19 protein-coding genes are annotated in these 20,946 nt (G+C 73.5%); 16 read left to right on the top strand and 3 right to left on the bottom strand.

Annotated elements, in window-relative coordinates; translation table 11 throughout:
* Window positions 1-55 precede the first annotated feature (55 nt).
* Together murJ and HAV40_RS02845 are read right to left on the bottom strand one after the other, a co-directional pair.
* Window positions 56-1,609, bottom strand: coding sequence for a murein biosynthesis integral membrane protein MurJ (gene murJ, locus HAV40_RS02850; protein ID WP_166378659.1), 1,554 nt, complete (start codon window positions 1,607-1,609; stop codon window positions 56-58).
* 295 nt (window positions 1,610-1,904) lie between these two features.
* Window positions 1,905-2,981, bottom strand: coding sequence for a glycoside hydrolase family 18 protein (locus HAV40_RS02845; RefSeq protein ID WP_166378657.1), 1,077 nt, complete (start codon window positions 2,979-2,981; stop codon window positions 1,905-1,907).
* Between the two features lie 240 nt (window positions 2,982-3,221).
* Here HAV40_RS02845 and HAV40_RS02840 point away from each other — a divergent pair, with 240 nt between their 5' ends.
* The 11 genes from HAV40_RS02840 (at window position 3,222) to HAV40_RS02790 (ending at window position 16,366) form a co-directional block, all read left to right on the top strand.
* Entirely contained in the window at window positions 3,222-3,407 is a 186-nt protein-coding gene (locus tag HAV40_RS02840) for a thiazolylpeptide-type bacteriocin (RefSeq protein WP_166378655.1), read from the top strand.
* 79 nt (window positions 3,408-3,486) lie between these two features.
* A complete protein-coding gene (locus HAV40_RS02835; protein WP_166378654.1) occupies window positions 3,487-3,675 on the top strand; it encodes a thiazolylpeptide-type bacteriocin in 189 nt (62 codons plus the stop codon).
* Between the two features lie 138 nt (window positions 3,676-3,813).
* Window positions 3,814-4,752 (top strand): ABC transporter ATP-binding protein, encoded by a 939-nt coding sequence (locus tag HAV40_RS02830; protein ID WP_166378652.1) that lies wholly within the window; start codon window positions 3,814-3,816, stop codon window positions 4,750-4,752.
* Window position 4,753: 1 nt separating this feature from the next.
* On the top strand, window positions 4,754-5,509 hold the full coding sequence (locus HAV40_RS02825; RefSeq protein ID WP_166378650.1) for an ABC transporter permease: 756 nt from the start codon (window positions 4,754-4,756) through the stop codon (window positions 5,507-5,509).
* Entirely contained in the window at window positions 5,506-8,145 is a 2,640-nt protein-coding gene (locus tag HAV40_RS02820; protein ID WP_166378648.1) for a lantibiotic dehydratase, read from the top strand. Before HAV40_RS02825 ends, HAV40_RS02820 begins: the two co-directional genes overlap by 4 nt.
* A complete protein-coding gene (locus HAV40_RS02815; RefSeq protein ID WP_166378646.1) occupies window positions 8,142-9,320 on the top strand; it encodes a lantibiotic dehydratase C-terminal domain-containing protein in 1,179 nt (392 codons plus the stop codon). Before HAV40_RS02820 ends, HAV40_RS02815 begins: the two co-directional genes overlap by 4 nt.
* Window positions 9,317-11,095 carry a hypothetical protein gene (locus HAV40_RS02810; protein ID WP_166378644.1) on the top strand — a complete coding sequence of 593 codons (1,779 nt, stop codon included), beginning with the start codon at window positions 9,317-9,319 and terminating at the stop codon, window positions 11,093-11,095. Before HAV40_RS02815 ends, HAV40_RS02810 begins: the two co-directional genes overlap by 4 nt.
* Window positions 11,092-12,987, top strand: coding sequence for a TOMM precursor leader peptide-binding protein (locus HAV40_RS02805; protein ID WP_166378642.1), 1,896 nt, complete (start codon window positions 11,092-11,094; stop codon window positions 12,985-12,987). The genes HAV40_RS02810 and HAV40_RS02805 overlap by 4 nt, the downstream gene beginning before the upstream one ends.
* Window positions 12,988-12,995: 8 nt before the next feature.
* Complete coding sequence (locus tag HAV40_RS02800; protein ID WP_166378640.1) at window positions 12,996-14,144, top strand: hypothetical protein; 1,149 nt, start codon at window positions 12,996-12,998, stop codon at window positions 14,142-14,144.
* Window positions 14,141-15,910 (top strand): thiopeptide-type bacteriocin biosynthesis protein, encoded by a 1,770-nt coding sequence (locus HAV40_RS02795; protein WP_166378638.1) that lies wholly within the window; start codon window positions 14,141-14,143, stop codon window positions 15,908-15,910. The genes HAV40_RS02800 and HAV40_RS02795 overlap by 4 nt, the downstream gene beginning before the upstream one ends.
* 180 nt (window positions 15,911-16,090) lie before the next feature.
* Window positions 16,091-16,366, top strand: a complete 276-nt coding sequence (locus tag HAV40_RS02790) for a winged helix-turn-helix domain-containing protein (protein WP_166378636.1) — start codon at window positions 16,091-16,093, stop codon at window positions 16,364-16,366.
* A 166-nt stretch (window positions 16,367-16,532) separates the two neighbouring features.
* Here HAV40_RS02790 and HAV40_RS02785 read toward each other — a convergent pair whose 3' ends face one another.
* Window positions 16,533-17,108 carry an ArsR/SmtB family transcription factor gene (locus tag HAV40_RS02785; protein ID WP_166378634.1) on the bottom strand — a complete coding sequence of 192 codons (576 nt, stop codon included), beginning with the start codon at window positions 17,106-17,108 and terminating at the stop codon, window positions 16,533-16,535.
* A 147-nt stretch (window positions 17,109-17,255) separates the two neighbouring features.
* Between HAV40_RS02785 and HAV40_RS02780 the strand changes: the two genes are divergently transcribed.
* The 5 genes from HAV40_RS02780 to HAV40_RS02760 all read left to right on the top strand — a co-directional run bounded on the left by HAV40_RS02780 (window position 17,256) and on the right by HAV40_RS02760 (window position 20,945).
* The gene (locus HAV40_RS02780) at window positions 17,256-17,453 is read left to right on the top strand and encodes a hypothetical protein (RefSeq protein ID WP_166378632.1); all 198 of its coding nucleotides are present in this window, start codon (window positions 17,256-17,258) and stop codon (window positions 17,451-17,453) included.
* Between the two features lie 129 nt (window positions 17,454-17,582).
* Window positions 17,583-18,944, top strand: coding sequence for a radical SAM/SPASM domain-containing protein (locus tag HAV40_RS02775; RefSeq protein WP_166378630.1), 1,362 nt, complete (start codon window positions 17,583-17,585; stop codon window positions 18,942-18,944).
* A gap of 109 nt (window positions 18,945-19,053) precedes the next feature.
* On the top strand, window positions 19,054-20,061 hold the full coding sequence (locus tag HAV40_RS02770; RefSeq protein ID WP_166378628.1) for a LacI family DNA-binding transcriptional regulator: 1,008 nt from the start codon (window positions 19,054-19,056) through the stop codon (window positions 20,059-20,061).
* A gap of 264 nt (window positions 20,062-20,325) precedes the next feature.
* The gene (locus tag HAV40_RS02765; RefSeq protein ID WP_166378626.1) at window positions 20,326-20,688 is read left to right on the top strand and encodes a DUF2089 domain-containing protein; all 363 of its coding nucleotides are present in this window, start codon (window positions 20,326-20,328) and stop codon (window positions 20,686-20,688) included.
* Complete coding sequence (locus HAV40_RS02760) at window positions 20,685-20,945, top strand: hypothetical protein (RefSeq protein WP_166378624.1); 261 nt, start codon at window positions 20,685-20,687, stop codon at window positions 20,943-20,945. Before HAV40_RS02765 ends, HAV40_RS02760 begins: the two co-directional genes overlap by 4 nt.
* Window position 20,946 lies beyond the last annotated feature (1 nt).

The raw sequence follows: 20,946 nt of genomic DNA, 5'->3' as shown, positions 1-20,946 counted from the left end.
CCGCCTCCACGGCGGTGTCCGCGCCGCCCGGCACCCGGCGTGCCGCCGAAGTCGCTCAGGCGCCGCTGGTCGCCGTGTTCACGATGCGGCGGAGTTCGCTCAGGCGCAGCAGTTTGGCCAGCACGAGATATCCGGCGGCACCGACCGGTCCCGCCCCGAGCGCGGTCGCCAGCGCGCCGCCCCACCCCGCCCCGGCGATCGGAGCCAGCAGGCGCACGGTCGCGAACGCCCCGGCCGCGCCGGCTGCCGCGGCGACCAGGATGCGCAGGTGCGTACGGGCCAGCCGGCGGCCGTCGATGCGGCCCAGCCGCCGCCGCAGGATCACCGCCGTGGCCAGCAGCCCCACCGTGTACGCGGCGGCATAGGCCAGCGGAATGCCGATCACGACACCGGACGGGGGCAGCAGTGCCACCGCGGCCAGGCACCCGGCCACGCCGCAACCCGAGACGGCCATGGTGACCAGGGCAGGGGTCCTGGTGTCCTGCAACGCGTAGAAGCCCCGCTGCAGGATCGTGTAGCCGGTGAACGGGACCAGGGCGACGCCGAACGCCGCCACCACCATGCCCAGCAGCTGCACCGCCTGGGTGGCGCTGCGGCCGTGGCCGAACAGCAGCGTGGCGATCTGCGGTCCGAGCACCAGCATGGCCACCGCGATCGGCGCGACGACGACCGAGGCCGCCCGCACCGCCAGCGACAGGTCGCCGATGACCCGCTCGTGGTCGCGCCGGGCGGCGTTGCGACTGAGCCGGGGCAGCATCGCGGTCATCACCGACAGCCCGATCACGGCGAACGGGACCTGGAAGACCGCGTACGCGTTCTGGTACGCGCTGACACCGCCGGGACCGCTCAGTGACGCGGTCCGGGTGGCCACGGCGAGCAGCAGCTGGGCGGCCACGACGGACAGCAGCACCCACGCGCCGAGCCGCGCGATCCGGCGTACGCCGACACCCCGCAGGCCGAGCCGCAGCCGCAGGGGGAAACCGCTGCGGGCCAGCGCCCACACCACCAGCGCCGCCTGCGCGACGACACCCGCGCTCGTGCCGAGCGCCAGCAGGAGCAACTGTCCACGGGTCAGCGACGCGAGGCTGGTCGTGCCCGCCACGGCGAGATAGGTCAGCCCGACGGCGATCACCACGGCGCTGTTGCACAACGGTGCCCACATCGGAGCCGCGAACCGCCCACGGATGTTGAGCACCGCGCCCGCGCAGGCGCTCAGGCCGTAGAACAGGATCTGCGGCAGGAAGAAGCGGCTGAACACGATGGCCGCCGCGCGCTGGCCGGCGGTGAAGCCGGGGGCGTAGACGTCGACGAGCCACGGCGCGACGGCCAGGGCGACCAGGGTGATCGCGCCCAGGCCGTAGACGACGAGCGACAGCAGCCGCTGGGTGTACGCGACGCCCTGGTCGGGTTCGGTCAGCGCGGCCCTGCTCAGCAGAGGAATCAGCACACTGGCCAGCAGCCCGCCGACCATGAGCTCGAAAACCGCGTTGGGCAGCGTGTTAGCCACGTTGTAGCCGTCGAGCAGGCGGGTGCCCAGGCCCAGGGCGGCGGTCAGCACCACGATTCGCAGAAAGCCGGCCGCCCGCGACACCAGCGTCGCGACCGCCATACTCCTACCCGCCCGCCCCACCGAAGACCCATCAACCACCCGCCCTTCCTAGCGCAACCACCCGCGCCCCGCTGCCCCACACCATCGCCCCCACCCGACCACCCCACCCCCCACCTGCCGCAACTCTTTAAGACTTGCGGCCTCCGCCCCGCCCTGAGGCCGCAAGTCTTAAAGAGTTGCGGCATGGAGGGCGGGCGGCCTGGAGGGCGGGCGGCCTGGCGGCTCGGCGGGCGGGGGGCCTGGAGGGCGTGGCGGTCAGGAGGGCGTGGCGGTCAGGAGGGCGGGTGGGACGCCGTTAGGCGGCGTCGGGGCGGAACGGGCGGGTCATCGCGGTGAGGAGGGTGTGTTCGTCGTCGTCTCCGGCGAGATGCCAGGTGAAAGCGCCGCGCAGACCGCGTTGCGCCGCGAAGGCGGCCCGCTCCTCGATGGACGCGGCGTCCTCGTAGCTCACGAACGTCCGGGTGCCGGGGTGGTAGAGCCAGGGCGAGCGGGCCACCGGGTGGCGGTGGCGCTGCCAGGCCGGGTCGGACAGCAGGTCACGTTGAATGTCACGCCAGTCGCTGACGTCGGTCGTGCCGACCTGCGGTTGGTACAGCCCGGCCTGGTCACCGGCGGACGCGACCTGGAAGCCGCGGCCGTAGAACGGCACGCCCAGCACGAGTTTGTCCCGGGGTACGCCGTGGTGCTCGTAGTAGTCGACCGCGCCGGTGACGTTGTTCCACCGGCGCAGACTCTCCTCCATCGGATCCTGTGCCACCTCGTCCAGCGGCGCGTTGAAGGTGGCGATGGGGGAGAAGCCGGTGCCGAAGTCGTAGGTCATCAGGTTGGCGAAGTCCAGCACGTCGGCGAACGCCGCGAGGTCGTAGCTGTCGGCGGGGTCGTACGGGCCCGCCGACTGCAACCGGCCCGCGGGCAGTGCGGCGACCAGCAGCCGGGACGGTCCTAGGCCCTGCCGCAGCTGCCGGGCCAGCAGCGTGGCGTGGTGCCGGTCTTCGGGCCGGTGGACCAGTTCGGCGGGCCCGCCCGCGACGGGGAACTCCCAGTCGAGGTCGATGCCGTCGAAGCCGTCGGCCAGTGCCAGGCACTGCTCGGTGAACGCCGCCCGCGACCGGGCCGTGCGGGCCGCGTCGGAGAAGCCGCCCGCGCCCCAGCCGCCGACCGACAGCACGATCCGCAGGCCGGGGTCGGCCCGCTTGCGCGCGGCGAGGGCCGCGAGGTGCGCGGGCGCGTGCTCGGGCAGCACCAGGCGTCCGTCCTCGATCGTGGCGAACGCGTAGAAGACATGGGTCAGCAGGCCGGTGGGCAGTGCGTCCATCGCTTCGGTGTGCTCGTCACCGCCGTGGTAGTAGGCGCCCAGCACCGTCGTGATCATCCAGGAACGGTATCAGCCGTGCGGAAGCTCCACTTCGCATCGCCCGCCGCAGGTCACAGGCGCTAAAGGGGGCTGGGCCGGGGGTTGGCGCGAACTTTTTCCACAAGCGACGGTCGAGGCGCTTGACTTCCCGAGCACGTTTGAATAATCTCAAGCGTAGTTAAGAACATGAACGTGAAACACAGCTACAGCGACGAGCCGGGCCACGGTCCGGGCGAAGCGCCGAAGGAGGTGCACACAATGGCCGACACATCGACCACCTGGGATCTGATCCCCGAGTACGACATCGCGTTCGACATGGATGACCTCGACCTGGGACCGCTGACGGTCACGGCGATGCGGGACTCCATGGCGCTCCCGGAGACCGGGGCCTCGTGGATCAACACGAGCGGCAACGCGTCCTGCTCCTGCTGCTACGTCACGTGATCTGAGCTTCCCGCCGCCTCCTCCTCTCCAGCGGCGGGGTGTCCACGACCGTCCGACCATCGAAATGAGGTGAATACAAATGTCGAACGAAGACTTCAACGTCGACGAGCTCGAGCTGGACGACCTGTCCGTGACCTCGATCCGCGACTCGGCCGCCCTGCCGGAGACCGGTGCCTCCTCGGGCAGCTCCAGCAGCAGCGCGTCGTCGTGCTGCGGCAGCTCCTCGTGCTGCTCCTCCTGTGGGGACAACCCGGAGGTGGCCGCCTGAGCCGCTACCAGCGGAACCGGAACGGCAGCGTCAGGGACTGCCGGCACTCCGGGCAAACCGGGGTCTGAACCACCCCGCAGCACCGATCCGAGGGGGCACGAGTCATCGTGCCCCCTCTTTCCATCACCGGGAGAACCCGTGGAAGTCATAGCCCGACTGGAACACGTCACCAAGACATACGGCAAAGTGGTCGCGCTCGACGCCGTGTCGCTCACGGTGTCGCGAGGAGTGACCGCCGTGCTCGGCCCCAACGGAGCCGGCAAGTCCACCATGATCGAACTTCTGTCCGGCCTGCGCCGCCCCACCGGCGGCCGCGTCGAGGTGCTCGGGGGAGACCCGGGCGACCTCGCCGTGAAGGCCCGTATCGGCATCACCCCCCAGCGCACCGCGCTGCCGTGGCGGCTCACCGTCGCCGAGACCCTCGACCTGCTCGCCGCGCACTACCCCAAGCCGCTGACCCGCGACGAGGTCGTGCAGCGGCTCGACCTGGGGGAGTTCCTCCACAAGCGCAACGGCACGCTGTCCGGCGGCCAGCGCCGCCGCGTCGCCCTGGGCGCCGCCCTCATCGGCAACCCGGAGCTGCTCTTCCTCGACGAGCCCACCAGCGGGCTCGACGCCGACAGCCGCGACCGGCTGTGGGCCGCCATCGCCGAGGTGTCGGCCGGCGGCCGAGGCGTCCTGCTCACCACGCACGACATGGCCGAGGCCGAGCACCTGGCCGGGCGCATCGTCGTCATCGCCGGCGGCAAGGTCGCCCGCGACGGTTCCCTCGACGACGTCATCGTCGAGGTCGGCCTGCACCTGGTCGACATCGAGGTCCCCGACGGGACGTCGCCGCTGACCTTCACCACCATCCCCGCCGAGCGCGTCGAGCAGCTCGGCAACCGCACCAGGATCTACACCGCCGATCCTGACGCGACCGTACGCGCCCTCGTGCTGGACCGGGTGCCGTTCCGTGGCATCCGCGTCGAGCGCGTCGGCCTGGAGGAGGCGATCCGGGCGATCACCGCCGGTGACGGCGACTCCGTCATCCCGGTCAGCCCCGCGGTCCCGCAGCTCGCCGAGAGGGTGTCCTGACATGCGCCACGTTCTCCTGCACGCCCGCGCGCACCTGCGCGACACCAGCCGGATGCCGGTCTACTGGGTGCCCGCGCTGCTGTTCCCGCTGGTCTTCTTCGGGCTGTTCGGCTACACCAACGCCGCCAGCCTGGCCAAGATCGGCCTGGGCAGCGAGTACGTCATCACGCCGTTCCTGCTGTTCACCACGCTCAACGTGACCATCGTCAGCCTGTCGGCCGGCGTCGCCGCGGATCGCGAGAACCCCTGGGAGCAGCGCCTGCGACTGCTGCCCCTGCCGGCGCTGTCCCGCTTCGCCGGGCGGCTGCTGTACGTGCTCGGGTTCAACCTGGTCAGCTGGATTCCCCTGCTGACGCTCGCCGTGTTCACCACCGACCTCAAACTGCCGCTCGCGCAGTGGCCGGTCTGGCTCGGCGCGGTGCTGCTCGGCGCGATCCCGTTCGGCCTGCTCGGCATGGCCATCGGCTACCGCTTCCCGCCGCAGGGCGCGATGACCGTGGCCAACATCCTGTTCATGCTGCTGGCGTTCCTCGGCGGGCTGTTCGTGCCGGTCAGCCAGCTGCCGGCGGCGATCCGCGACGTCGTGGTCTACCTGCCCACCCATGAGTACCAGCACCTGGTGCTGGCCATCATCGGCCGGGCCGACCGGATCGCCGCACCTCTGTGGACCATCGGCGTGCTCGCCGCGTGGACCCTGCTCTTCGCGTGGCTCGCCCGTACGGCGTTCCGGCGCGACGAGGGGGTGCGGTACGGATGACCGAGCTCGCCATCGCCGACGCCACCGCCCGGACCGGGCGGCCCGACGACCGGAAGGCCGTCGAGCTGGCGCCGTACGCCCTCGTGCGGCTGGCCGCGCTGCCCTATCCCGCCGTGCCCGAGGGCGGTGCGGAGTTCCGCGACTGCCTGGCCCGGCTCGTACGGCTGCGCGTCCGGCTGACCGAGACGGCCGGTGACCTGGCCGACGCCCTCTACGCCAGCGCCGCAGGGCACGACGCGGACTACCACCGCAAGGTCGTGCTGCCCCTGCGGCGGGACGTCCACAACGGACGCCTGCCCCGGCCGGCGATCCTCGACGTGCTCGGCGACCTGCCGGACCGGGTCCCGCTGCTGCGGGAATGGCTGGACGCGATGGCGGAGGTGACCGCGATCCGCGCGGCGCTGACCGCCGCGGCCCCCTCGGCGCTGGCCGCCGAGCGGGCCGCGCTCGCGGCGACCTGCGCCGCGGACCCGCTGCGTAAGGCGGTCACCCTCACCGGCGCCGACCTGCTGCGCGGCATCGACCGCGCGGCCGCGGGCGGCGCCAACCCCGACTCGCGGGCCCGCAAGGGCGAGCACAACGCCCTGCGGTACGCGCTGCGCGTCAACTCCAAGACCAGCCCGCTGTCCTGGTTCACCTATGTCGCCTGGGGCGAGTGGGCCGGTCCCGGCGAGCCCGAGCAGCTGTCCGGTGAACCGGTCGCGGTCGCCCGCGCCAACCGCACGCTGCTGGTCAGGGTCGTCACCGCGGCCCTGGCCCGGCTGCGCGACCAGGTGCCCTACCGGCTGGCGCCCAACATCCGGGTGGTGGACGGGAAGGTCAACTACCGCCGCGACACCCCGCTGGGCTACGGCGACCGGATCGTCGCCGCCCGGGAGGAGGACGTCAGCCTCGCCTACGGCGCACCGGTCGCGCTGGTGCTCAGCCTGGTCCGCGCGGCGGGCCCGGCCGGGGTGACACCCGCCGAGCTGGTCGCGGCCATCGCCGACCGGCTCCCGGGCGACCGTGCCCGCGCCGCCGAGGTCGGCCGCCGCTACCTGCGGCAGATCATCGACGGCGGGCTGCTGGTCGCGATCCACCCCGCCGACCCGCAGGACGTCGACGCGGTGGCCACCGTCGCCGCCTGGCTCGACGGGCACGGCCAGACCGAACTCGCCGCGCTGCTGCGTGACATCGACGCGCGTACGGCCGCGTTCCCGGAGCTGCCGGTGGCCGAGCGGGTCGGGGCGCTGGCGTCGCTGCGCGAGACGTGGCTCGCCGCGTTCGCCGCGTCCGGGGCCGAGTGGCTGGAGTCGCCGGTGCTGGCCGAGGACGTCAACCTGCGTACCACGCTGCGGCTGGGTGCGGCGCACGGCCGTGACGCCGCCGAGGGGCTAGCCGCGATCGGCCCGGTCGTCGAGCTGTTCGACCAGTACCTGGTCTTCCGGCGGCTCAGCCGGGACCGTTTCGTGCAGCTGTACGGGCCGGGCGGACGCTGTGCCGACCTGGCCGGGTTCGCCCACGAGATGGGGCTGATCTGGCAGGCCGGCGGGCTGCTGTCGCTCGGTGGCACGGTCAGCGACAACCCGCGGTTCGCCGAGCTCGTCTCGCCGCAGCTGATCGAGCTGGGGCAGGCGCGGGCCGCGGTCATGCGGATCATCGACGCCGACAACGCCGGGGATCCGGCCGAGCGGATCCTCAGTGACGAAGCCGTCCGCGCGGCCGCCGAGGCGCTGCCGGGCTGGGTGCGGGCACGGCCCGCGTCGTACAGCTTCTTCGTGCAGCCGGTCGCCGCGGCCGGGCGCACCGAACTGGTGCTCAACCACATCTACGGCGGTTGGGGCAGGTTCACCAGCCGGTTCCTCGACCTGATCGCCCCGCAGGCGCGGGCCAAGGTCGCCGCCCAGGTGCAACGCGGGTTCGGGCCCGGCGCGCGGGTGGCCCAGTGGCGGCCCGTCAGCGGCTTCAACGCCAACCTGCACCCGCTGGTCGCCGACGACGAGATCGCCGAGGACCCGGCCTGGTGCTCGATCGCCGTGGACCAGCTGGAGATCTGCCACGACCCGGCCACCGACCAGGTGCGCCTGCGCCACGCGCCCAGCGGTGACACCCTCGACGTGCTCTACCTGGGTTTCCTGGTGCCGTTCATCCTGCCGGACCGGTTCGTGCCGCTGTACCTGGACCTGTCCAGCGGCCTGGCGTCGCTGAACCACCTGGCCCCCACGCACAAGGTCGGCGACGTGCGGGTCCGGCCCCGGCTGCGCCACCGCGACATCGTCCTGGCGCGCCGGTCGTGGCGGGTGCCTGCCGACGACGTCGAGGCGTTCAAGGCGGCGATGGCCGCCGAGGGCGACGTGCCCGCCGAGGCCGCCGCCGCCTGGCTGGCCCGGCACGGGCTGCCCGCCGAGCTGTTCCTCGGCCCGGAGGGCGGCGACATGAAGAGCGCCGACGACTTCCAGCGCTACATGGGCCAGCACAAACCGCAGTACGTCGACTTCGGCAACGCGCTGCACCTGCGCAACCTGCCGAAGCTGCTGGTACGGCACGACCGTGGCGTCCGCGTCGAGGAGGCGCTGCCCGTGCCCGGCGTGGGCAACCCCGACGGACGGGTCGTCGAGCTCGTCACCGAGGTCTACCGGAAGGGAAGTACACGATGACCACGCACGATGGCCTGGACGTCATCTGCCACTACTACGACGCGGTCAAGGCGCCGCTGCTGCGCGACGCGGTGCTGCCCGCGCTGGCGGAGACCTCCGGTGTCGCCGCGCACCTGGAACGGCACTGGCTGCACGGCCCGCACGTGCGGATCTGCCTGCGCGGCGAGCCCGGCGCCGTCGCCGACGCGGCCGCGCTGGTCGCCGACCGGCTGCGCACGCACCTGGTCTCCCGGGGCTCGCGGGCCGTGACCAGCGACGCCGAGCTGCTGCACCGGGCCGCGATAGCCGGCCGGGTCGAACTGATCCCGCCGCCGTACACCCCGATCTGGCCGGACAACACGGTCAGCATCGTGCTGCCGCAGACCACGGCGCTGGAGTCGCTGCTCGGCGGGCCCGCCGCGGTGCGCTGCCGCGACGAGCTGCTGCGCCTGGGCGTGCCCGCGGTGTCGGCGTCGCTGGCGCACCTGGGCCAGCGCGGCGACGTCGCCGGGGCGCGGGTGTGGCTGCTGCTGGTGTCGATGGCCGCGCACGCCGGGCGCTACCCGCTCGGACTCGGCGCCGGGCACCAGTCGTTCCTGTCGCACCTGGAGGACTTCCTGTTGTTCCACGACCCGGACGGCACACTGCGCCAGGCGTACGCCCGGCACTGGGACCGGCACGCCGACGTGGTCACCGACCTGGTCACCCGGGTCGCCGACGGCCGCGCGCAGTCGCCGGTGGAGGCGTCGTGGCTGGACTGGACCCAGGCCGCCCGCGCCGTCGCCGAACCCGCCTTCGACCGCGACGAGCTGCCGCTGGTGCCGGGCGCGGCCTACACCGACCGGGCACGCCAGGTCGGCGACGAGCGCACCATGCGCCAGTGGGACCCGACGCGCCGCACCGAGTTCAGCGCGTACCACGAGCAGCTGCGCAAGGTGGACTTCGACAAGGTGCCCTTCGCCCGGGAGTTCGTGACGTACCGCTTCGCCACCAACATCCTGTACCAGCTGCTCAGCGTCTGCGACGTGGAGCCCGCCGAGCGCTACCTGGCCGCGTACCTGGTCAGCCAGGCCGCCGAGCGGATCACCGGCATCACCTGGCGGGAGCGGCTGGACCGCTACCTCGCCGCACAGCGGGCAGGTAATGAGCCCGGCACGACCGTGCCGCAGCGGGTGCTGAGCGAGGTGGCGTCGTGACCGCGCTCGCCACGCGCGGCGTGCCCACGCAGCGCACCCCCGCACAGGTGACGCCGGAGCCCGCGCCGCAGGCCCCGCGCACGCTGGTCCGGCTGCGCCCGATCGTGCACGCCACGCCGACCGCCCAGGGCGTCCACGTCCGCGGCTGGTCGTCGAGCTTCACCGTCAAGGGCGGCAGCGGCCTGTGGAAGCTGTGGCAGATCCTGTCGGCCCGGCTGATCGAGGGGCTGCCCACCGAGCAGGTCGTCGCGCCCACCGGCCGGCCCGAGGTGGTCCGCGCGGTGACCGTGCTGCTGGAGCAGCTGCGCGAGCACGACATGCTGGTCGACCTGCCCGTGGGCTGGGTCGACGGCACCGACCCGGCGGCCCCGCCCGCCGACGTGTGCGCCTGGCTGAGTTCCGTGGCGGCCGACCCGGCCGACGCCTGGCGGCGGCTGCGCACCACCCCGGTGCGGCTGACCGGAGCCGGTCCGGTCGCCGAGGCCGCAGCCCGCGCGTTGGCCGGGATCGGCGTCGACGTCGTGTCCGGCGCGCTGCCGCCCGCTGCGCAGGGCGTCACCGACCTGGTGCTGTCCACCGACGCCGGGATCGCGGTGGCCGCGCGCTGCCGTGGCGAGGTCGGCATGGTGGTGCCGGTGTCCGCAGCCGACTCGGTGCTCTGGTCGGCCCGCGAGGTGACCCGACGGCTGGCCGGGACCGCCGACCCGAGCGCCGCCCCGTACGCGCTGTCGGCGCTGGTCGGCTCCGCCGCGGCGCACCGGCTGGTGTGCGCGGTCGCCGGGCTGGCCGATCCCGCCGTGGAGGCCGCCGAGCTGCACGACGAAGACCAGCAGCCCGCACCGGCCCGGCTGGAGCACCCGGCGGTGCTGGTGGCCCGGCTGGACCCGCTGTCGCTGACCTACCACCCGTTCCTGGCCGCCGCCGCCCCCGCCGCCGCGCCGCCGGACACCGCCGACGAGGCGCTGCGCCGCATCGAGGCGCTGGTCGACGCCGAACTCGGCCCGCTGGCCGAACCGGTCGCGGGCAGCCTGCCGCAGGTGCCCGCCGCCCTGGCCGCCGCCGACGGCGTGGTCGGCATGGGCGCCAGCACCGACGCCGCCCGGCTGGACGCCGTGCTGCGCCAGGCCGAGACCGTGCTCGCCGGTGGCGACGCCGGGCACTTCGCGGTCGGTGTGCACGACCGGCACGCCCACGGCACGGCCCTGCGCCGCCTGGCCGACGCCGCCATCGAGGAACTGGCCACGACCCCGGTCGCCGATGACGAGTGGACCGGCTCACCGGCGGCCCGCCGCTGGTGGAAGGCGCTGACGCTGCGCTTCGGCCAGCCCGCCTGGGTCCACGTACGACGGCTCGCGCCCGATGCCGTGCACGCGCAGATCGCCTGCGGCGGCGAAGTCGTCGCCTGGGCCGTCGAGGCGCGGACCGCCGACGCCGTCGCGTTCGCGGCGCTGGCCGCCGTCGGTGCCGCCCAGGCACGGGAAGCGGGACGGGATCTGCCCGGCGGCCCGGTGACCCTGTCCGGGGCCGCGCCCGCCTGGCGGCCCGCCGGTGAGGACGTCACCCCGTGGTCGGACGGCTGGCACTGGCCCGCCGGAGTCGACCAGGGCGAGGACCGGCTGCAGGCCGCGCTGGCGGCGCTGCCGCCGGTGGCACGGGCCACCGTGTGGCGGCTCGGCACGCTCAGCAGTGCCGAGGACGGCATGACCGAGCAGGCCGCGCAGCTGCGCCAGGCCCTGTCGGCGGTCGGTTTCACGGTCGTGCGGTGGGCGTCATGAGCACCCTCGCCACCGCCCTGCGCGCCCTCGACCTGCCGGTCATCGACCCCGACCAGGTCGGCGTCGGTCAGCCTGCGGTCGTGGTGCTGCAGGACTGGACACGGGAGCAGACCGAGCAGCTCAGCCGGGCGGCGTACGCGGGGGACCGGCCCGTGCTGCCGGTGCGGCTCGACGGTGGGCTGGTCCTCATCGGACCGGTGCTGCACCGAGACGCGCCGGTCTGCCTCGGGTGTGCCGAGAGCGCCCGGCTCAGCGTCTTCGGGCCGACGGTGCCGCAGCGCACCCCCGGCCTGGCGTACGGCGGGCTGCTGCCGCCGACCCTGCTCGCCCCGCTCGCGGCGCTGCTCGCCGGGGCGCTGGCCGACCCGGCCGGGCACGAGGGCATGGTGCTGGCGCTGCGCGCCGACCGGCTCACCGTGTCCACGCACCGGGTGCGCCCGGCGCGGCAGGGCTGCGCGGTCTGCGCGCCGCTGCCCGACGACACCGCGCAGGACGCGCGGATCACGCTGCCGCCGAGCCCGGCCGCCGACCCGTACGCGTTCCGTGCCGCCAACGAGCGCACCACCCGGGAGGGGCTGCGGGCCGAGCTGTTCGACTGGCGCCACGGGCCCGTGGCGCACCTGCGCCGCACCGAGAACATGCCGCTGCCGCTGGTCACCGCGGAGCTGTCGGGCGACAGTGCGATCCGGGAGTCCGGGTACGGCCGGGCGCGCACCTTCGCCGACGCCGAGCGCGTCGGGCTGTTCGAGGCCGCCGAGCGCTACACCGGCATGCGCCCGCACGGGCGGCGTACCGCGATCACGGCGTCGTATGCCGAACTCGACCCGGCGACCACGATCGACCCGGCCCGGCTCGGGCTGCACGATCCGGCGTACCTCGCCCATCCCGAGTTCAAGCTCGAGGCGTACACGCCGGAGCTGCGTACCGGCTGGGTGCACGGCTGGTCGCTGACCCGCGACCGGCTCGCGACCGTGCCCGAGCACGTGGCCTACTGGGGCCTGCACGCCAGTGCGGGACCGCGCTTCCTCTACGAGAGCTCCAACGGCTGCGGGCTGGGCAACAGCCTCACCGAAGCGGTCCTCTACGGGCTCTACGAGGTCGCCGAACGCGACGCGTTCCTGATGGCCTGGTACGCCCGCACCCCGCTGCGGCGGGTCGCGGTCCCCGCCGACGACCCGGTGCTGCCGCACCTGGCCGACCGCCTGGAGGCGGCGGGCTACCGGCTGATGTTCTTCGACGCGACCAACGACTTCGGCGTGCCGACGGTGCTGGCCCTGGTGCTGCACCGCGACCCGGCCTCCGGCGCGCCGCAGGCGCTGTTCGCGGCCGGCGCGCACCCCGACCCCCGGGCCGCGATGCGCTCGGCGGCCGCCGAGGCCGTCGTCGACGCGATCGTCACCCCCGACGTGGTCCGGGCCAAGCCGCACTACCTGGACCGGGCCCGGCTGCTGCCGATGCTCGACGACCCGGCGCTGGTGCTCACCCTCGACGACCATGTCGCCCTGAACACCCTGCCCGAGGCGCGCGAGCGCTACGACTTCCTGCTCGGCGACGACGACCCCGACGGCGGCGACGACTGGCGCGAGGTCTGGCCGGGGCAGCCCGCACCCGCCGCCGACCTGACCCGGCTGCTCACCGACACCCTCGCCCGGCTCGACCGGGCCGGGCTGGAGGTCGTCGCCGTGGACCAGACCGATCCGCGCCTGCGCGACCGGCTCGGCCTGCACGCGGCGAAGGTGATCGTGCCGGGCAGCCTGCCGATGACGTTCGGGCACGTCAACCACCGCACCCGGGACCTGTCCCGGCTGCTGGAGGTGCCGTTCCGGCTCGGCCGGGCCGCGGCGCCCCTGCGCTACGACGACCTCGCCCGCCACCCCCACCCGTTCCCGTGAGGACCACCATGGACGCCACCCTGTCCCGCGTGTGGGACCAGACGCACGGCAAGTCCGTACGGTCGGGCGCGATGCCCCCGCGCACCTGGCCGGACCGTGCCGGCATCGCGCTGGCCGCGCTGCCCGAGCGGTACGCGCTGCCCGCCGCGATCCTGCGCCTGGCCCTGGCACCCCGCCGCTGGGAGCCGTGGAACTCCTACAACGAGCACCGCGCCTACCCGTCGCCGCGCGCCGCCTGGCTCGTCGACGTGTCCGTCGTGGAGGGGCACCGCCGTTGGCTGGTCGACCCCGTGCGGGACCGGCTCGCCGGTCACGCCGACGCCCCGGCCGGCGCGGGCACCGCCGTGACGCTGGAGCTGACCGTGCACCCCGAGCGGCTGCCCGCCGGGTACGCCGCCCTCGCCGACGCGCTGACCTGGCTGGAAGCCGGGCACGTGGCCGGTGCGCTGGCCGAGAGCGCGCAGGCGCACGGCTGGCACGCGACCACGGACCTCGACGACGGCGAGCTGACCGTGACGCTGCGCGCCGCCGATCCCGCCCCGCCCGGCCACGCGCAGGCGGCACGATCGCGGCTGGGCGCGCGGCGTACCTCCGGGCTCGGCCCGCGCGGGCTCAGCGCCGATCCGGCCCCGCTGCCCGAGGGCACCCTCGCGGCGCTGTCCCAGGCGGCGCACCGGCCCCCGACCGGCTCCCCGGCCGCCTGGCCGGGTCTGCGTCACCGGGCCGTGGCGTGCCGTATCACCGGCCTGGCCGACGGACTGCACACCGTGGACAGCGGCACGACTCACCTCGTCGACGCCGACGTCACCATGGACCCGGTGCAGGAGGCGTTCAGCTACCCGCGCGACAAGCTCGACGTCGCGGGCATGAACATCGGCTGGGTGATCACCGCCGACGTCGCGACGGCAGTGCGCGCCGCAGGCGCGGCCGCGTACCGGCGGCTGCTGCTGGCCGCGGGCGCGACCGGCCAGCACCTCGGGTCGGCCGCCGCCGCTGCCGGGCTGTTCTGCCGGCCCGCCCGCAGCGTGCACGAGGCGCACCTGGAGGCGGCCGTCGCCGCCCCCGCCCCCGAAGACTTCCTCTACCTGCTGCTCATCGGCCGGTCGCGCCCCCGCGACTTCGCCTACGACCTGACCCCGCCGGAGGTGCTGCCATGACCGCCGCCACCCTTGACCGGCACAGCGACGCCCGGGTATGGCTCAGCCTGCACTGCTTCGCCTACTGGCCCGCCGGTGACCTCGACGACTTCCTGTGCCGCACCGTCGCCACCCTGCTCGACCGGCTGCGCCGCGAGCAGCGCATCGACGACTGGTTCTACATCCGTTACTGGGAGGGCGGTCCGCACCTGCGGCTGCGCCTGCGCGGCGCGGACCCGGCGACCGCGCAGTGGCTGCGCGAGGAACTGGGCCGCCTGCTGGCCGAGGCCCCGTTCACCCCGGCGGCGCTCGACGGCAGCACCTACTACCAGGCGCTGGGCGGCCCCGCCGCGCAGTCGAAGGCGGGCTGGCACGAGCACGGCGAGGTGCGCGAGATCGCGTACGTCGCCGAGACGCCCCGCTACGGCGGAGCCGACGCGCTGCCGATCGCCGAGGAGGTTTTCTGCCGCAGCTCTGACGTCGCCACCCGGATCGTCGCCGCCACCGCCGACCCCCGGGCGCGGCTGGCCGCGGCGACCGAGCTGACCATCGCCACCGCGATGGCGCTGGGCCTGGACCGGCTCGGCAGCGCCCGTTGGCTGCGCATCCACGCCGGGGCCTGGCGGTTCAACACCGAGGTCGCCATGCTGCCGACCGCGCTCATGCAGGAGCGCACGTCCAAGGTGCTGGCCAAACAAGCCGGGACGCTCAACCAGCGCTGGGCCCGCACCGCCGCGGCGATCACCGCCGACCCCGACGGCCGCCGCTCACCGGTCACCGCCTGGGCCGCCGTGGTCCGGGAGGCCAACGAGCGCCTGGCCGCGCTGGAGCCCGCCGCGACCCCCGGCCGCTGGCTGGGCGTATGGGCCTCGCAGCTGCACATGCTGTTCAACCGCCTCGGTATCACCCCCGACGAGGAGCGCTCGGTGTGCTGGCTGGTCGCCGGCACGGCACTGGCTCCCGAGGGCCTGGCCCCGTTCTTCACCGACGGGGCACAGGCCGCCGACCGCCGCTACCACGAGGCCAGCAAGTTCCTGCTGGGCGGCGCGAGCGACCACGCGCCACGTGAGGTCGAGGGCCCGCCCGCGTTCCGGATGCGCGCGATGCGCCCGCCGGTGGTGCTGCCCGCCCACGACGCGCCACGGCTGCCGCTGGCCGACGTGCTGCGCACCCGCCGCTCCGCACGGGGCGCGGTCACCGGCCCGCTGGTGGCCGAGGAGCTGGGAACGCTGCTGTGGAGCGCCCACGCGATCTCGCACCACGAGCAGATCGTGCTGCCCGACGGCACGCCCTACCGGTTCGGGCACCGGCCCTACCCGAGTGCGGGCGCCCGCTACGTGGCGAAGCTCCGGCTGGTCGTACGCGACGTCGCCGGGGTGGACCCCGGCTGCTACCACGTCGACCCGGCCGACCGGACACTGTGGTGGATGGGCGGGACGCCCTCCGATGTAGACCTGCTGGCGACCTCGACCTGGTTCCAGCCGGACAACACCTCGGCGTACGAGGGGATCGACATCTCGGCCATGCCGGCGATGCTCGCCCTCTACGTCGAACTGGGGCGGCTGCGGCCGCGCTACGGCATGCGCGCGCTGCGTTTCGCCACCGCCGAAGCGGGGCATCTCGCCCAGAACCTGTCACTGGTCGCGGCGGCGACGGGGCTGTCGCTGGGCATGATCGGCGGCTTCTACGACGACGTCGCGCACGAGGTGTTCGGGCTCGACGGCATCGACAACGTGGCGATCTACCTGATGCCGGTCGGACGGCAGCGGCGCTCGCCGGACGGCTGAACCGCCACGGGCCCGGCTTCCGGGCCCGTGGCCAGGCCGGACGCGAAAAAGCCCCCGACCGTCAGGGAGGACCGAGGGCATCGCTGAACACAGTGTGGCACATCTGAGCGCGCGCCGCACCTCTGACGGGAGGGGAACGTCATGTCCGACCCCGCGCCAAGCCTGCGCAGGATCGCCGGTGTGAGCGAGCTGCGTGCGGTCAGCGACACCGTGCGCCTGGCCGTGCTGACGATCCTGTTCGACCATCCACAGGAGACGTTCTCCGTGCGTGACCTGGCCGAACGCACCGGTGTCGCGCTGACGCTGATGCACTACCACCTGAAGATCCTGCGTACCGAGGACCTGGTGGGGGTGGTGGTGCGCCGCACTGCGCAGGGCCGCCGCGAGCGGCGTTACCAGACCTCGTGCGCCGCGCTGCGCTGGGACTTCCCGGCCGCCGACCGCCCCGCGACCTGACGCGACCGCCCCGACCTGACGTCGCCGGGCACGCCGACGGCCCCGCCGGTCAGGGGCGGGGTCGTGTCGGCGTCGCGGGATCAGGCGCTGCCGGGCGAGTTTGTTCCCGCACCGGCGCTCGGGCGGGCGACCGCGGGGACGGCCGGCCGGCCGGGGAGAGCTGTGGTCACTCGCTCCGGGTCGGATGCAGGGCGACCAGCATGCCGAACGGGTGGCTGCCCGAACCGGCGCTCTTCTCGAACTTGCGGACCAGGTTGAGCAGCTCCGCGCGGAACTCCGCGATCTGACTCTGCTCGATGCTGGCCACCGAGCGGCTGACCAGGAGTCGTTCGGTCTCGTCGGCGTCGGCCTCGATGGACATCGTGGACGCGGCCAGGCCGCGGTCGATCTCGTCGCGGGTGATGTCGAACTGGGTGCACACCGCGGCACGCAGGCTCTCGCCGCCGTCCTCGGTGCGTCGGCTGAAGGTCAGGTCGAGCTGGCCCGTGCCGTACTGCTTCTCGATGATGCCGTTGACCACCCGGGTGTCCCTGATCTGGATGAGACCGTGCTGCTCCAGCTGGTTGAGGTGGTAATAGATCTTGGTGGGGGAGATGCCGACGATGCCGGCGAACTCCTTGGCCGTCCAGGTGCGCGCTGGCTCGGCCATCGCCAGCTCCAGGATCGCCATGCGGATCGGATCAGCGAGCGCCTTCAACGTCGCCACATCGTCGATGACCCGCCGCGGTACTAGCTCAGTCACGGCTCAGACCTCCCGTTCATCTCATGTCTACGGTTCGACTATACACCAACGCTTGACATTGTTTAGTTGCTCAGATTATTTTGAACGTAGAGATTATCGCATCGCCATCTTTGAATGCCACCCGGACCCCTCAATCGGAGGATCATCATGTCCAGGAACCGCCTCACGACCGTCCTCGCCGCCGCCGCCCTGGCAGTGGTCGCCTCGCCCGGCCTCGCCAGCGCGTCGCCGGACAGCGATCAGGCCGTCGCACGCGACCACAGCACGGCGATCATCGAGGTGCTCGCGCTCGGCGACGGCGGCCCGGAGGCACCGGGTCCCAACTTCGGCTGCGGCGTGTGCTGATGCCCAGCCTGATCACAGATCTCGCCTAGACGGACGGGTGCGGCCGCGCCCGTCCGTCTACGTATGCAGAGCCGCACCGCCGCACGACGCTCCCCGCCAGGTCCCGAACCGCTGACGGAAGGCCCCGCCATGGTCCGAGCCACCCACGTCCCCAGCCGCTACCTCGCCTTCGGCGAGCGCACGTTCCAGCACCGCACCGGTCGGCCGGTGCGCGCGGTCTACCACACCGCCACGGCGTCGGCCCTGCTGCTCGACCCGTCCATCGTGGACGTGCTCAGTGGCGCCGCCCCGCTGGACCGGCTGGACGCCGCGTCCCTGGACCGGCTCGCACAGCTCGGCCTGCTCGTGCCCGCCGGGACCGACGAGGCGGGCGCCGTCATCGCCGTGTCGCGGGCGGCGGTGCGCGACGCGCGGCAGCGCCAGTTCGTGGTGATGCCGACGGCCTACTGCAACATGGGCTGCGACTACTGCGGGCAGGAGCACCGGCGCGGTTCCGGCATCGCGCCCGGCCGGCACCGCGACGCCCTGGTCGAGCGGGCCGAACGGGCGATGGCCGGTGGCCGCTACGACGCCGTCCACGTGCGCTGGTTCGGCGGCGAGCCCCTGATGGGGTACGCGGTGATGCGGGCGCTGTCGGCCCGGTTCGTGGCCGACGCGCAGCGCCACGGCGTGACGTACTCGGCGAAACTGGTCACCAACGGCGCGCTGCTGGACGCCCGCAAGCTGCGCGCGCTGCACCTGGAGTGCCGCGTCAAGCAGATCGAGGTCACCATCGACGGCCCGCCCGCCCGGCACGAGGCGTCCCGCCCGCTCAAGAGCGGGCAGCAGTCGTACGCCCGGATCGTCACCGCGATCGGCGCGGCGCTGTCCGATCCCGACCTCGCCGGGCTGTCGTTCAGCGTGCGCACCAACGTCGGGCAGCACAACGCCGACCTGGCCGGGGAGTTCGCGGCGGGCATGGCCGCGGCCGGGCTGGCCCACCCGAGGGTGAGCTTCTATCCCGCGCCGATCCACTCCTGGGGCAACGACGTCAGCGACGTGGCGCTGGAGCGCGCCGAACAGGCCCGCGTCGAGCTGGACTGGTACACCGCCTACCTCGCCGCCGGACTGACCTGCGCGCTGCTGCCCGCCACGACCCGCCCGGTGGTGTGCACCGCGGTCACCGCGCACAGTGAGGTCGTCGCCCCGGACGGCCGCGTCTACAGCTGCACCGAGCAGCCGCTCGTGCCCGGCTTCACCGAGCAGCACGTCGGCGACCTCACCGCACTCGACCCGGCCGAGCCCCGCCCGGCGGGCGCCTTCGACGACTGGTACGACAGCATCGACCGGGACCGCACCGGCTGCGGCGACTGCCGCCTGCTCCCGGTCTGCGGCGGCGCGTGCCCGAAACTGTGGCGCGAGGGCAAACCGCCGTGCCCGCCGCTGAAGACCAACCTCACCCAGCGCCTCGACCTGTTCGCCGGATCCACCGGCCTGACCCCGTTGTCCTGACGGGAGCCGGTTGTGCCGCATCGGATGCGGATGCTTCCTGTGAGAGCGCTCTCGCCCTTATCGTCGGGATACCGCTATCCCCGGACGCGGCGGAGGGTGCAGGTGCCACATGAGCCGGTCCAAGCAGCCGACGATCGATGACGTCGCCAGGGTCGCGGGCGTGTCCCGGGCCACCGCGTCCCGCGTGATCAACAACGCGCCGGGTGCTTCCGGGCTGCTGCGGGCGCGGGTGCACGAGGCGGTGGCCGAACTCGGCTACCGGCCCAACGAGGCGGCCCGCGCGCTGGCCTCCGGGCGGCCGCGGGTGGTCGACGTGATCGCGGTGTCCTGCAACCTGCCCGGCGGCTGGCTGGGCTCCAACCCGTACTACAGCCGGGTTCTGGCCGGGATGATGCCGCTGCTGGAGGGGACCGGCGCGCAACTGCGGGTGCACGCGCTGAGCCACGAGTCGGCCGCCGAGGCGCTGGACGAGATCAGCGCCGGGGTCACCCTCGGCGCGGTGCTGTCCGACATCACCCCCGCGCTGGCCGCCCGCTTCCACCGGCTGTGCCGCCGGGTGGTCTCGCTGGTGCCGACCGCGGCGACGGTCCCGGCGATGGTCGCCGACAACGCCGGCGGGGCGTACGCGGCGGTCACCCACCTGCACGGCCTGGGCCGCCGCCGGATCGCCGCGATCCACGGTCCGGCGATCAGCACCTGCGCCGCCGACCGGCGCATCGGTCACCTGCGTGCGGTCCAGCGCTGGGGGCTGGCCGACGTCAGCGCCGACGCCGGTTTCACCCGCGAGGGCGGCTACCAGGCCGCGCTCGCGCTGCTGGACCGGCATCCGGACCTCGACGCCGTGTTCGTGGCGTGCGATCTGATGGCCGCGGGCGTGGTGCAGGCGCTCACCGCGTGCGGGCGGCGGGTGCCCGAGGACGTCAGCGTCATCGGGTTCGACGACAGCGTCGCCGCGATCTGCGTGAACCCGCCGCTGACCACGATGCGCCTGCCGGTGGAGGAGATGGCCGCGGCGGCGGTGCGGCTGCTGCTGTCCGGTGACATCGTGCCCGGCCACCGCTCCCTGTTCCCGGCCGAACTCGTCGAACGTGAGAGCACCGGAGCACCGAAGTCCTGATGAGCGCGGTCCCGTCTGGGGCATCCGCTGCTAGCTGCTGCTCATGGCGAGGGTCTGCCTCTTTCTCCGCCCCGGCGGTCACGTGCCGGGGCTGGCTGTAGCTCGCGCTGCCCGTGCCGGAGTCGAGCGCTGCGCTGCTCGGCCCGACTATGCCCGCATACATTCAAGATCGAATTAAGAAAGTGAAGGTTTGGGGTTTGACACCTTGAAATAATCAAGATACAAATTAATGGCGAGCGTATCGGTGAGAGTGAGGAGCCCGGCATGGAGTGGCAGGAGCTGACGGACCTCACGCGAGGGGAGCCGTTCGTGGTCGAGCGGGTTCGCCTGGAGGGCAGCGGCATCGCGGTCGAGGGCCGGTTCGAGCCGCCGCAACTGGCCCAGCTCAGCGGTGACGACCAGGTCTTCGTCGCCGCGTTCGTGCGCTCACACGGCTCGATCAAGGAGATGGAACGGATCTTCGGAGTGAGCTATCCGACGATCAAGTCGCGGCTCAACCGGATCGCCGAGCGCCTCGACTTCGTCGACACCGACCCGGCCCCCACCGGCGCCGACGTCCTCGACCGCCTGCAGCGGGGCGAGATCGACGTCGCGGCGGCGCTGGCCGAGTTGGACCGTTCCCGATGATCCCGCAGCTGGTGACCGTGGGCTGGCGTCGCCGGGACGGCCGCTGGTTCCGGCTGTACATCCCGGTCCTGCCGGTCGTGCTGGTGCTGTCACCGCTGCTGCTGCTCGCCGTGCTGGGCGGGCTGATCGCGTGTGTGATCTTCAAGGTGAGCATGGTGGGCGCGCTGAGCGGTGTCGGGCGGCTGGTGTGGGCGCTGCCCGGCACCCGGTTCGAGATCGCCGAAGGCCGCATGGGCGTGCTGGTGAGTGTCCGTTGAG

The sequence above is a fragment of the Catellatospora methionotrophica genome, assembly GCF_011297335.1.
GTDB lineage: Bacteria > Actinomycetota > Actinomycetes > Mycobacteriales > Micromonosporaceae > Catellatospora > Catellatospora methionotrophica.
The sequence above is the reverse complement of the archived record's forward strand: the minus strand, read 5'-3'. Positions and strand labels throughout refer to the sequence as shown.